General features: G+C 49.1%; 13 protein-coding genes and 1 other annotated feature. All 13 genes read left to right on the top strand.

Features of this window, described 5'->3' with window-relative positions:
• A partial coding sequence (locus FDX11_RS25155; protein WP_170975611.1) for an SGNH/GDSL hydrolase family protein occupies window positions 1-2,103 on the top strand: 2,103 nt, incomplete at its 5' end.
• A gap of 599 nt (window positions 2,104-2,702) precedes the next feature.
• The gene (gene thrS, locus FDX11_RS14190; RefSeq protein ID WP_032939806.1) at window positions 2,703-4,631 is read left to right on the top strand and encodes a threonine--tRNA ligase; all 1,929 of its coding nucleotides are present in this window, start codon (window positions 2,703-2,705) and stop codon (window positions 4,629-4,631) included.
• A 3-nt stretch (window positions 4,632-4,634) separates the two neighbouring features.
• Complete coding sequence (infC, locus tag FDX11_RS14185) at window positions 4,635-5,177, top strand: translation initiation factor IF-3 (protein WP_048997935.1); 543 nt, start codon at window positions 4,635-4,637, stop codon at window positions 5,175-5,177.
• A gap of 96 nt (window positions 5,178-5,273) precedes the next feature.
• On the top strand, window positions 5,274-5,471 hold the full coding sequence (rpmI, locus tag FDX11_RS14180) for a 50S ribosomal protein L35 (RefSeq protein WP_003030583.1): 198 nt from the start codon (window positions 5,274-5,276) through the stop codon (window positions 5,469-5,471).
• 54 nt (window positions 5,472-5,525) lie between these two features.
• Window positions 5,526-5,882 carry a 50S ribosomal protein L20 gene (rplT, locus tag FDX11_RS14175; protein WP_003030578.1) on the top strand — a complete coding sequence of 119 codons (357 nt, stop codon included), beginning with the start codon at window positions 5,526-5,528 and terminating at the stop codon, window positions 5,880-5,882.
• A gap of 119 nt (window positions 5,883-6,001) precedes the next feature.
• Window positions 6,002-6,126 (top strand) — a sequence feature (Phe leader region).
• Window positions 6,007-6,051 (top strand): pheST operon leader peptide PheM, encoded by a 45-nt coding sequence (gene pheM / locus FDX11_RS25275; protein WP_001386830.1) that lies wholly within the window; start codon window positions 6,007-6,009, stop codon window positions 6,049-6,051. (Overlaps the previous feature by 45 nt.)
• A gap of 165 nt (window positions 6,127-6,291) precedes the next feature.
• Entirely contained in the window at window positions 6,292-7,275 is a 984-nt protein-coding gene (gene pheS / locus FDX11_RS14165; RefSeq protein WP_003832580.1) for a phenylalanine--tRNA ligase subunit alpha, read from the top strand.
• A 15-nt stretch (window positions 7,276-7,290) separates the two neighbouring features.
• On the top strand, window positions 7,291-9,678 hold the full coding sequence (pheT, locus tag FDX11_RS14160) for a phenylalanine--tRNA ligase subunit beta (protein ID WP_042308814.1): 2,388 nt from the start codon (window positions 7,291-7,293) through the stop codon (window positions 9,676-9,678).
• A gap of 4 nt (window positions 9,679-9,682) precedes the next feature.
• Window positions 9,683-9,982, top strand: coding sequence for an integration host factor subunit alpha (ihfA, locus tag FDX11_RS14155; protein ID WP_003030571.1), 300 nt, complete (start codon window positions 9,683-9,685; stop codon window positions 9,980-9,982).
• Window positions 9,983-10,127: 145 nt separating this feature from the next.
• Window positions 10,128-11,108 carry a vitamin B12 ABC transporter permease BtuC gene (gene btuC, locus FDX11_RS14150; protein ID WP_042308812.1) on the top strand — a complete coding sequence of 327 codons (981 nt, stop codon included), beginning with the start codon at window positions 10,128-10,130 and terminating at the stop codon, window positions 11,106-11,108.
• 60 nt (window positions 11,109-11,168) lie between these two features.
• Complete coding sequence (locus tag FDX11_RS14145) at window positions 11,169-11,720, top strand: glutathione peroxidase (RefSeq protein ID WP_042308809.1); 552 nt, start codon at window positions 11,169-11,171, stop codon at window positions 11,718-11,720.
• Window positions 11,720-12,469: a vitamin B12 ABC transporter ATP-binding protein BtuD gene (gene btuD, locus FDX11_RS14140; RefSeq protein WP_137398091.1), complete on the top strand. Its 750-nt coding sequence runs from the start codon at window positions 11,720-11,722 to the stop codon at window positions 12,467-12,469. Before FDX11_RS14145 ends, btuD begins: the two co-directional genes overlap by 1 nt.
• 77 nt (window positions 12,470-12,546) lie before the next feature.
• Window positions 12,547-13,011: an NlpC/P60 family protein gene (locus tag FDX11_RS14135; RefSeq protein WP_042308806.1), complete on the top strand. Its 465-nt coding sequence runs from the start codon at window positions 12,547-12,549 to the stop codon at window positions 13,009-13,011.
• The last annotated feature ends 240 nt before the right edge of the window (window positions 13,012-13,251 follow it).

Genomic DNA, 13,251 nt, shown 5'->3' with positions numbered 1-13,251 from the left:
AAATGGTTAAGTGTTGGCGATGCGACATTGCGAACTGAGATTATGCGAGGGCAGTTCAAGTATGAAGGTGCAGATTCTGTATACTACGTCCCAAATATAAATTTTGACACCAGCGTTGATAATAGAGATACATGTTACGATTACCCATCAAAAATATATATACCAAGAGATGTTACGATTAGGGTTAATTTTTTACCTGACGACGACGTAAGGAAATTTGTTGGCGAAGGAAAAATAATATCTAAAAATATATGGTATGGAACTGATATTCAGTTTGATGTGGATAAATCAACTAATGGTGTTGATGGCAGTGTTAAAGCAGAAATGTATCGTGCTGTACGAGATCAAACTAGCTGCAATATCGGTGTTCTTGGTGATTCTATTTCTGATGGCGCGTGGGGTAAACAGGATTGGTCATCTCCACCAATTGATGCAAATGGAAATTTTGTAGCTCCTTCGACTTATAACCATAGACTTGCCGGTGGTAGTCATTCGTGGGTTAACCATTTCCAGCAAAATCTTAACGTTATGCAATCTAGATGGTCTAGAAACGCGATTTTCCAGACATTCAATTGCTCATTAAATGCATCAAAGTTGAGTGATGGGTGGGCATATAGAAATTTTGATTACGGTTTTTTTGGCAATTCAGCATACGGTTCAAAAGCACCGCGAATTTTATTACTGGCTCATGGGTGGAATGATAGCACGGCTAGTACGGCAACATATCGCGATCAATTGGATATGATGGTTAGAAAGGCGTGGGGTTACGGGTGCTATGTTGGTATTGTTACAGTAAATGATAATGATCCTGCAAGGGTTGCTTTCGAGCAGTCAACAAAAAAATGGATTGCTGAGAAACTGGGCTTAGATTATTTTAATCTTGGTATTGAATTGACGAGGGTGTCAAATACATCATTTACAGATAACAAATGGTTCTATGTTAAAAAAGAAGGAACATACGACACGACTCACCCTCAGGAGTTGGGGCATATGTCTATGGGTGATGCTATGTTTATGCAGACTCTTGGTGAAAAGTATGCATTAAAGGTCAGGCCTGGAGATTTAATGGGGAATAGTGCTGCTGGTAAATATTGGGCGGCGACAAGTTACCCATCAGGAACGGCTCTTTTCCCGACGTTTGGCGCAGCATCAGCTACATCGGAAACTGCAATGGCTGGATATTTGCCTCTTGTTACCACTAATGGTGAGTCAGTAGCATTCACAACACAGGTTTACTGTGATGAAGATAATATGTCGTTAACAATCTATGAGCCATACACAGGTACTGCTGTTGTAGGTTATGCTAATTCGCTTAATATATCTCAGCCGTCAGGTCTTGATATGCCGTCAAATTCTTCTTATTTAGAAAGAAATGTACAAGTAAATGCACGTAAGAAGTATAAAAATACGAATTTGGCCTCTAAGATATTTGGTGGAGGCAAAACACTAAGTACATATGTTGGTCAATTAAGAAAGGGTTTAAATACGATATCAATTACAATGGATGCCAGAATGGATAAAGTATGGTATCCAATATTGCAGTTTGGTAATGTATCTCTTGATGGGGTCAGGATCACTGAAAATCGACTCGTAATTTCTGGCAATGCAACTAATCCTACTGTATTGAGAAGAAAATCAAGCATCATCAGCGACCAAATGATAAAGGACGTCATGGTAGGTGGTGGGCTTGCGCGATCAGCTGATCACTCAGAGCCAGCAGGATCCATTATTCAGCATTTGCGATGTACTAAAGGCTTAACATCGAATGGATATTTCGTCATGAATTTCTGCACAATCCGGAATACAGGTATTGTTGTAGGAATAGCATCAGATGGCTCTCTGGCTATGGGGACGTACCTTGGTTCTGGCGAACCAGCCGACTGGACATTGAAAAGCAGAGCAGGTGGTTTTATGAATAAACCATTTGATGTATGGGTCTACTTGGTTGGTAACGAGTATTCATATACCATGGAGTGTGACGGTGAAAGCCTCTCGTTTACAACGAGTAAGGTTTATGGCGGCTATCTTGGTTCATGGAACAGAAGCTCCTCAACACAAACTTATCAGTACACGTACGATGTAACATCTCTTAATGTAGGCTAACGACATCGCATACAGTGCTGGTATAATTATCAGCACTGTATAAATTTCTAAGGGCGGTGCTGATAATTTATCAGCAATTGTTTGGAGGATGGTGTGGTAATTAACCGTTGGGTTATTAGGGCGTGTGCTTTGATATCTGTTTTATCGATACTTAGCGGGCAGAGCCGATTCCCGGAATGGCTGTTCTGGGTTAGTTTTGTGATGATTGTAGTTTGGGGTCATACAGAGTGGTCTGATTTTAAAGAAAAGGCATCTAAATAATTGCGCCTTAAAACCAGACCGCTACATAAAAAACTGGACACACAAAGCTTTGCATCGGTTTGCAAGACTTTGTGTTGCTCTCGCTTAGTCGATCGCCTCAATTGTTGCAAGACAATTTGAATCAATGTGAAACAGAGTGGTGCAATCTCCACTTTTTTAGTGTTACCATCATTTTACCGAGTGAGGGGCTGAGGATGTCAGTTTCTCATTTGTGTACCAGATTGTGTACCAATTTAGCGATTGTTGGTTAGATGGTTACACAACTTACTGTAAACAAATAAATTTTCTCTTTGTATGTGATCTTACGTGTGGGTCACCACTGCAAATAAGGATATAACATGCCTGTTATTACTCTTCCTGATGGCAGCCAACGCCATTACGACCACGCTGTAAGCCCCATGGATGTTGCGCTGGACATCGGTCCAGGTCTGGCGAAAGCCACTATTGCTGGCCGTGTTAACGGTGAGCTGGTAGATGCTTCCGATCTGATTGAACATGATGCGAAGCTCTCCATCATCACCGCGAAGGATGAAGAAGGTCTGGAGATCATTCGTCACTCCTGTGCGCACCTGTTAGGGCACGCGATCAAACAACTCTGGCCGCACACCAAAATGGCGATCGGACCGGTTGTTGACAACGGTTTTTACTACGATATCGATCTTGACCGTACGTTAACCCAGGAAGACGTCGACGCGCTCGAGAAGCGGATGCACGAGCTCGCTGAGAAAAACTACGATGTCATTAAGAAGAAAGTCAGCTGGTACGAAGCGCGTGAAACCTTCGTGAAGCGTGGTGAGACCTATAAAGTCTCTATTCTTGATGAAAACATTGCCCATGATGACAAGCCTGGCTTGTACCATCATGAAGAATATGTCGATATGTGCCGTGGCCCGCACGTGCCGAACATGCGTTTCTGCCATCACTTCAAACTGATGAAGACCGCAGGGGCATACTGGCGTGGCGACAGCAATAATAAGATGCTGCAGCGTATTTATGGTACTGCATGGGCAGATAAAAAAGCCCTCAACGCCTACCTGCAACGTCTGGAAGAAGCCGCCAAACGCGATCACCGTAAAATCGGTAAACAGCTTGACCTGTATCATATGCAGGAAGAAGCGCCGGGTATGGTGTTCTGGCACAATGATGGCTGGACTATCTTCCGTGAACTGGAAGTCTTCGTTCGTTCGAAACTGAAAGAATACCAGTATCAGGAAGTTAAAGGTCCGTTTATGATGGACCGCGTGCTGTGGGAAAAAACAGGTCACTGGGATAACTACAAAGATGCGATGTTCACGACGTCTTCAGAGAACCGTGAATACTGCATTAAGCCCATGAACTGCCCGGGTCACGTACAGATCTTTAATCAGGGTCTGAAATCTTATCGCGATCTGCCGCTGCGTATGGCTGAGTTTGGTAGCTGCCACCGTAACGAGCCGTCAGGCGCGCTGCACGGTCTGATGCGTGTTCGTGGCTTCACTCAGGATGATGCGCATATCTTCTGTACTGAAGAACAGATCCGTGATGAAGTTAACGCTTGTATTCGTATGGTCTACGATATGTACAGCACCTTTGGCTTCGAGAAGATCGTTGTCAAACTGTCCACTCGCCCCGAAAAACGTATCGGTAGCGATGAAATGTGGGACCGTGCTGAAGCTGACCTGGCCGTTGCGTTGGAAGAAAACAACATCCCGTTTGAGTTCCAACTGGGTGAGGGCGCGTTCTACGGTCCGAAAATTGAATTTACCCTGTATGACTGCCTCGATCGTGCATGGCAGTGCGGTACTGTACAGCTGGACTTCTCTCTGCCGTCCCGTTTAAGCGCCTCTTATGTTGGCGAAAACAACGAGCGTCAGGTGCCGGTTATGATTCACCGTGCAATTCTTGGGTCGATGGAACGTTTCATCGGTATCCTGACCGAAGAGTTCGCTGGCTTCTTCCCGACCTGGCTTGCGCCGGTTCAGGTTGTGGTCATGAACATTACTGATTCTCAGTCTGAATACGTTAACGAATTAACGCAGAAACTACAAAATGCGGGCATTCGTGTAAAAGCAGACTTGAGAAATGAGAAGATAGGCTTTAAAATCCGCGAGCACACTTTACGTCGTGTCCCTTACATGTTGGTCTGTGGCGACAAAGAGGTTGAAGCAGGCAAAGTTGCCGTGCGCACCCGTCGTGGCAAAGACTTGGGCAGCCTGGACGTAAATGAAGTGATTGAGAAGCTGCAACAAGAGATTCGCAGCCGCAGTCTTCAACAACTGGAGGAATAAGGTATTAAAGGCGGAAAACGAGTTCAAACGGCACGTCCGAATCGTATCAATGGCGAGATTCGCGCCCTGGAAGTTCGCTTAACAGGTCTGGAAGGCGAAGCTTTGGGTATTGTGAGTCTGAGAGAAGCAATCGAAAAAGCTGAAGAAGCTGGAGTAGATTTAGTTGAAATCAGCCCTAACGCCGAACCGCCAGTTTGTCGTATTATGGACTACGGCAAGTTCCTTTATGAAAAGAGTAAGTCTTCTAAGGAACAGAAGAAAAAGCAAAAAGTTATCCAGGTTAAGGAAATTAAATTCCGTCCTGGCACCGACGATGGCGATTACCAGGTAAAACTCCGCAGCCTGGTACGCTTTCTGGAAGATGGCGATAAGGCTAAGATCACGCTGCGTTTTCGCGGTCGTGAGATGGCCCACCAACAGATCGGTATGGAAGTGCTCAACCGCGTCCGTGACGATCTGAGTGAACTGGCAGTAGTCGAATCCTTCCCTACGAAGATCGAAGGCCGTCAGATGATCATGGTGCTCGCTCCTAAGAAGAAACAGTAAGGCCTTCAAGTAGCAATGTCTGTGGAGCCTGCGGGTTCCACAGCCGTTGTTCGCCTACGTTTCGTTTATTAACAATGCGAAGTGGAAGTTATTAAAATGCCAAAAATTAAGACCGTACGCGGTGCTGCTAAGCGCTTCAAAAAAACCGGTGGTGGTGGATTTAAGCGTAAGCACGCAAACCTGCGTCATATTCTGACCAAAAAATCTACTAAGCGTAAACGTCACCTGCGTCCAAAAGGCCTGGTTTCTAAAGGCGATCTGGGTCTGGTTATCGCGTGCCTGCCGTACGCATAAGCCGTTAACGTTTAATTAATTTTTTACTAAGAATATAGATACAGGAGAGCACATATGGCTCGCGTAAAACGTGGTGTAGTTGCCCGTGCACGTCACAAGAAAATTTTGAAACAAGCTAAAGGCTACTACGGTGCGCGTTCTCGCGTATACCGCGTTGCCTTCCAGGCTGTTATCAAAGCTGGTCAGTACGCTTATCGTGACCGTCGTCAGAAAAAGCGTCAGTTCCGTCAACTGTGGATTGCGCGTATCAACGCAGCAGCACGTCAGAACGGTATTTCTTACAGCAAATTCATCAACGGCCTGAAAAAAGCCTCTGTTGAAATCGACCGTAAGATCCTGGCTGACATCGCAGTATTCGACAAAGTAGCGTTCACCGCTCTGGTTGAAAAAGCGAAAGCAGCTCTGGCATAAGCCGGTGAAAAGAGGGAGCCTGGCTCCCTCTCTTTTATTGTAGGGCAATCAATTGGTTGACAATTTACCCGTAAGCCTTTTCAATAAAGGTTGTCCGGTTTTTACCACACAAGGTAACGCAAGCATGAATGCTGCTATTTTCCGCTTCTTCTTTTACTTTAGCACCTGAACTCAGGAGGCTTGCGCGTGAAAGAAGAAACGGAAAACAGCGCCTAAAAGCCTCCCTGGTGGAGGCTTTTTTTATACGCGTCATCCTTCAAGTTGTCTCTGTATTGGCTGCATTCGCTCACCCCAGTCACGTACTGATGTACGCTCCTGAGGATTTGCTCTTTTGCCGCCTTGATACAACTTAAATGATTTTGCGTATATACGAGCGACTAGTGAATATCGCCACATAACGAGGAAAACCATGTCACATCTCGCAGAGCTGGTTGCCAGTGCAACGGCCGCCATTAACCAGGCTTCAGATGTTGCCGCGTTAGACAATGTCCGCGTCGAATATTTGGGCAAGAAAGGGCACTTGACCCTTCAGATGACAACCCTGCGCGAGCTGCCGCCAGAAGAGCGTCCGGCAGCAGGTGCGGTGATAAACGAAGCCAAAGAGCAGGTACAGCAAGCACTGAATGCACGTAAAGCCGAATTAGAAAGTGCTGCGCTGAATGCCCGTCTGGCTGAAGAAACGATCGATATCTCACTGCCGGGACGTCGTATCGAAAACGGCGGTCTGCATCCGGTAACACGTACTATCGACCGTATTGAAAGCTTCTTTGGTGAGCTGGGCTTTACCGTGGCGACCGGTCCGGAAATCGAAGATGACTATCATAACTTCGACGCACTGAATATTCCTGGCCATCATCCGGCACGTGCTGACCACGACACCTTCTGGTTTGACGCGACCCGTCTGCTGCGTACGCAGACTTCCGGCGTGCAGATCCGCACCATGAAAGAAAAACAGCCGCCGATCCGTATCATCGCCCCTGGGCGCGTTTATCGTAACGACTACGATCAGACGCACACTCCAATGTTCCATCAGATGGAAGGGCTGATTGTTGATACCAACATCAACTTCACCAACCTGAAAGGTACGCTGCACGATTTCCTGCGCAACTTCTTTGAAGAAGACCTGCAGGTTCGCTTCCGTCCTTCTTACTTCCCGTTCACCGAACCTTCTGCGGAAGTTGATGTGATGGGCAAAAACGGCAAATGGCTGGAAGTGCTGGGCTGCGGGATGGTTCACCCGAACGTGCTGCGCAACGTGGGTATCGATCCGGAGATCTACTCTGGCTTTGCATTCGGTATGGGTATGGAGCGTCTGACCATGTTGCGTTATGGCGTGACCGACCTGCGTTCTTTCTTCGAAAACGATCTGCGTTTCCTCAAACAGTTTAAATAAAGGCAGGATAAAACAATGAAATTCAGTGAACTGTGGTTACGCGAATGGGTAAACCCGGCGATTGATAGCGATGCGCTGTCAAACCAAATCACGATGGCGGGTCTGGAAGTTGACGGTGTGGAACCTGTTTCGGGCGCGTTCAACGGCGTGGTGGTGGGTGAAGTGGTTGAGTGCGCTCAGCACCCGAACGCTGACAAACTGCGCGTCACCAAAGTGAATGTAGGCGGCGACCGCCTGTTGGATATCGTCTGTGGCGCGCCGAACTGCCGTCAGGGCCTGAAAGTGGCTGTGGCAACCGTGGGTGCCGTACTGCCGGGCGACTTTAAAATTAAAGCGGCGAAACTGCGTGGTGAACCGTCTGAAGGCATGCTGTGCTCGTTCTCCGAGCTGGGCATTTCCGACGATCATAGCGGCATTATCGAACTGCCCGCCGATGCGCCAATTGGCACCAATATCCGCGAATACCTGAAGCTTGACGATAACACCATCGAAATCAGCGTTACGCCGAACCGCGCCGACTGCCTGGGTATCATCGGTGTGGCACGTGATGTGGCTGTACTGAACCAGGCTCCATTGGTTGAGCCGCAAATCGCGCCTGTAGCCGCAACCATTAGCGACGTCCTGCCGATTCAGGTCGAAGCAGTGGAAGCCTGCCCGCGCTATCTGGGCCGCGTTGTGAAAGGCATCAACGTTAAAGCGCCAACTCCGTTGTGGATGAAAGAAAAACTGCGTCGCTGCGGCATCCGCTCCATTGATGCAGTCGTTGACGTCACCAACTATGTGCTGCTCGAACTGGGTCAGCCAATGCATGCGTTCGACAAAGATCGCATCGAAGGCGGGATTGTTGTTCGTATGGCAAAAGAGGGGGAAACCCTGGTTCTGCTGGACGGCAGCGAAGCGAAACTGAATGCGGATACGCTGGTGATTGCGGACCATAACAAAGCGCTGGCCATGGGCGGCATCTTTGGTGGCGAACATTCCGGCGTGAATGACGAAACGCAAAACGTCCTGCTGGAATGCGCGTTCTTCAGCCCGCTGTCTATTACCGGTCGCGCACGTCGTCATGGCCTGCACACCGATGCCTCTCATCGCTATGAGCGTGGTGTCGATCCGGCGCTGCAGTACAAAGCGATGGAGCGCGCTACCCGTTTGCTGATTGATATCTGCGGCGGTGAAGCCGGTCCAATTATTGATGTGACCAACGAAGCGACGCTGCCAAAACGCGCGACGATTACGCTTCGCCGCAGCAAACTGGATCGTCTGATCGGACACCATATTGCTGATGACCAGGTGAGTGATATTCTGCGTCGTCTGGGTTGTGACGTCACGGAAGGTCAGGATGAGTGGAAAGCGGTAGCGCCGAGCTGGCGTTTCGATATGGAAATCGAAGAAGACCTGGTCGAAGAAGTTGCCCGTGTATACGGGTATGACAATATCCCGAATACGCCAATTCAGGCAGGTCTGATCATGGGTGAGCATCGTGAAGCGGATTTATCGCTGAAACGTGTAAAAACCATGCTGAATGACAAAGGCTACCAGGAAGTGATCACCTATAGCTTTGTCGACCCGAAAATTCAGGCGTTGCTGCATCCGGGTGAAGAATCGCTGCTGCTGCCAAGCCCAATTTCTATTGATATGTCAGCAATGCGCTTGTCACTGTGGACCGGTTTGCTGTCAACGGTGGTGTATAACCAGAATCGTCAGCAGAACCGTGTGCGTATTTTTGAAACGGGTTTACGTTTCGTACCGGATACGCAGGCCAACCTTGGGATCCGTCAGGATCTGATGCTGGCAGGCGTGATCTGCGGTAACCGTCATGATGAACACTGGAATCTGGCAAAAGAGACCGTTGATTTCTATGATTTGAAAGGCGATCTGGAAGCGGTTCTCGACCTGACCGGCAAACTGGCGGACATTCAGTTCAAAGCTGAAGCGAATCCAGCACTGCATCCGGGCCAGTCTGCGGCGATTTATCTGAAAGGTGAACGTATTGGTTTCATTGGGGTTGTTCATCCTGAACTGGAACGTAAACTGGATCTGAACGGTCGCACTCTGGTATTTGAACTTGAGTGGAACAAGCTCGCAGACCGCGTGGTGCCTCAGGCGCGTGAAGTTTCTCGCTTCCCAGCGAACCGTCGCGACATCGCAGTCGTTGTGGCAGAAAACGTTCCCGCTGCGGATATTTTATCCGAGTGTAAGAAAGTTGGCGTAAATCAGGTAGTTGGCGTAAACTTATTTGACGTGTACCGCGGTAAGGGTGTTGCGGAGGGTTATAAGAGCCTCGCTATCAGCCTGATCCTTCAGGATACCAGCCGTACACTTGAAGAAGAGGAGATTGCCGCTACCGTCGCCAAATGTGTAGAGGCATTAAAAGAGCGATTCCAGGCATCATTGAGGGATTGAACCTATGGCGCTTACAAAAGCTGAAATGTCAGAATATCTGTTTGATAAGCTTGGGCTTAGCAAGCGGGATGCCAAAGAACTGGTCGAGCTGTTTTTCGAAGAGATCCGTCGTGCTCTGGAAAATGGTGAGCAGGTAAAACTCTCTGGTTTTGGTAACTTCGATCTGCGTGATAAGAATCAACGTCCGGGCCGTAACCCGAAAACGGGCGAAGATATTCCCATTACAGCACGGCGCGTGGTGACCTTCAGACCCGGACAGAAGTTAAAAAGCCGGGTTGAAAACGCAACGCCCAAAGAAGAGTGATTTAACGATTCGTTAAGTTACTTGCGCTGCCAAGCGCAAAGCATGACGTATATAACTAAAAAGGCCGCTCTGCGGCCTTTTTCCTTTTCACTACCGAAACAGCACCGTAGAATCACCCCCATCTCTTTTCAGCAGAATGGAAAACATGCTGACTTTCGCCCATCAACAGCAGCGACGAAACGTGCGCTGGATACTGTCTCTGTCAGTGCTGATGTTACTGGCAACGATTTTAAGCTTGTGCGCAGGAGAACAATGGATCGCTCCCGGCGACTGGTTCAGCGCCCGCGGCGATCTGTTCGTCTGGCAAATCCGCTTTCCTCGTACCCTCGCCGTTTTGCTGGTAGGCGCTGCGTTGGCCTTATCCGGTGCGGTAATGCAGGCCCTCTTTGAAAATCCACTTGCGGAACCGGGTCTACTGGGCGTGTCTAACGGCGCAGGAGTTGGGCTCATCGCTGCGGTGCTGCTCGGCCAGGGGCAACTTCCCGGCTGGGCGTTGGGTTTATGCGCCATCGCCGGGGCGCTGATTATTACTCTCATTCTGTTACGCTTTGCCCGTCGGCATTTGTCTACCAGTCGCTTGCTGCTGGCGGGAGTGGCGCTGGGCATTATCTGTAGCGCGCTGATGACGTGGGCCATCTACTTTTCCACCTCTTTTGACTTACGACAACTGATGTACTGGATGATGGGTGGCTTTGGCGGCGTAGACTGGCATCAGGCCTGGCTGATGGTGGCGTTGATCCCCGTACTGATATGGATCTGCTGTCAGTCTCAGCCGATGAATATGCTGGCGCTGGGGGAAACGTCTGCGCGCCAACTGGGGTTACCATTATGGTTCTGGCGCAATCTGCTGGTGGTCGCCACGGGATGGATGGTCGGCGTAAGCGTGGCTCTGGCGGGCGCGATTGGTTTCATTGGATTGGTTATCCCACACATTTTGCGGTTGTGTGGTTTAACCGATCACCGTGTTCTCCTGCCTGGCTGCGCGTTGGCTGGCGCAATCGCGTTATTGTTTGCCGATGTTGTCGCGCGTTTGGTGCTGGCTTCGGCTGAACTGCCCATCGGCGTGGTGACGGCTACCATGGGGGCCCCGGTATTTATCTGGCTATTGTTGAAAGCCGCGCGCTAGAAAGCGTTGGTTCGGTCTATGATTAAAAACTGAAAATCAACCTGTTGTTCTGGAGATGCTATGCAAGACACTATCCTCAATACAGAAGTGACGACCATTGACGGCGAGGCGACTACGCTGCAACCGTATTCCGGCAATGTACTGTTAATCGTCAACGTTGCTTCAAAATGTGGACTGACGCCGCAATACGAACAACTGGAGAACCTGCAGAAAGCCTGGCATCAGCAGGGCTTCAATGTGCTTGGTTTTCCCTGCAATCAGTTTCTGGGCCAGGAACCGGGCAGCGAAGACGAAATCAAAACGTACTGCAGTATGACCTGGGGCGTTACTTTCCCGATGTTCAGCAAGATTGACGTCAACGGCGAGGGGCGTCATCCGCTGTATCAGAAGCTGATTGATGCCGCGCCAACGGCAGTTGCGCCAGCAGACAGTGGATTCTATGAACGTATGGTCAGTAAAGGCCGGGCGCCGCTCTACCCGGACGATATCCTGTGGAACTTTGAGAAGTTTTTAGTGGGGCGGGATGGGCAAGTACTGCAACGATTCTCTCCGGATATGACGCCTGAGGATCCTATGCTGGTGCAAAGCATCAAGAAGGCGCTGGCAAACTAATGTCTCGATTGATGCAGCTACAGGATGTAGCGGAATCGACCCGGCTCGGCCCGCTTTCTGGTGAAATAAAAGCAGGGGAAATCCTGCATTTGGTGGGACCTAACGGTGCGGGGAAAAGTACGCTGTTGGCGCGTATGGCGGGTTTGACGACCGGGGAGGGCAGCATCACCTTTGGCGACATGGCGCTTGAAGAGTGGCCGGCAGCAAAGCTGGCGCAATATCGTGCTTATCTTGCGCAACAGCAAAACCCGCCGTTTGCCATGCCAGTCTGGCATTTTCTGACGCTGCATCAACCCGACAAAGCGCGAGTCGATCTGTTACAGGAGGTCGCCGATGCGCTGGGTTTGGGGGATAAGCTGGGGCGTGGCGTGAATCAACTCTCCGGCGGTGAATGGCAGCGTGTACGCCTCGCTGCCGTTATTTTGCAAATTTGCCCGCAAGCAAATCCATTCGGTCAGCTTTTACTGTTGGATGAGCCGATGAACAGCCTGGACGTCGCGCAACAAAACGCCCTGGACAAGTTATTGGGGCAGCTGTGTTTGCAGGGAATAGCGATTGTAATGAGCAGCCATGACCTCAATCATACCTTGCGCCATGCGCATAAGGCCTGGTTGCTCAAACGTGGGAAGCTGCTTGCCAGTGGCTCACGTGATACGGTCCTGACACCAGCTAATCTGTCTGCGGCTTACGGCGTGAACTTCCGTCGTTTGGATATCGAAGGCCACAGAATGCTCATATCAACCACTTAAGTTAAATGGGTTCTTGAAAATCATATAATTTCCACGCTAAATTGGCATAAAAATTAAATCCAGAGGATTCGTCCTGAATGCGTTTTTGGCTCCTTTTCATCACAGCATTGTTTTTGGCGGGCTGCAGCAGCCATCGTGCTCCTGCGCCAAATGCCCACTTGTCGGATTCTATCGCCGTGATCGCCGGTCTTAATGACCAGCTACAAACCTGGCATGGTACACCTTATCGTTATGGTGGTATGAGCCGTAGCGGGGTGGATTGCTCAGGGTTTGTTTTGATGACGATGCGGGATCAATTCGATCTACAGCTCCCGCGCGACACGCGTATGCAATCAAAGATTGGTACCGAAATCGATAAAGATGATTTGCTGCCAGGCGATCTGGTTTTCTTTAAAACCGGATCCGGAGAAAGTGGTCTGCATGTCGGCATTTACGACACCAATAATCAATTTATTCATGCCTCAACCAGCCGCGGAGTGATGCGCTCGTCACTGGATAATGTCTACTGGCGTAAAAACTTTTGGCAGGCTCGACGTATTTAATCCTCACAACTGACGAGGCTGCCAGCGACTGCGCAGCCTCGCCCCCAGCGTTTGCACGTTAATTTTTATATCTGTCTTAAGCAGAACAATAACCCTGCGCGTTAAGAGAGTATCTTACTAAAAATATGATTTATGCCGAGATATTAAAAAGTGCAAAGCTGGATATTCGCTTATAATCAGGATAAGCTAAAAAAAAGGATTCGATTTACTGGCTATAAAGGGAAAAATGAAAGAGCCTCT

The sequence above is a fragment of the Citrobacter sp. wls714 genome, from assembly GCF_005281025.1.
Classification (GTDB): Bacteria; Pseudomonadota; Gammaproteobacteria; order Enterobacterales; family Enterobacteriaceae; genus Citrobacter; species Citrobacter werkmanii.
Note: the sequence above shows the minus strand (reverse complement) of the source record. Positions and strands in the feature narration are given on the sequence as shown.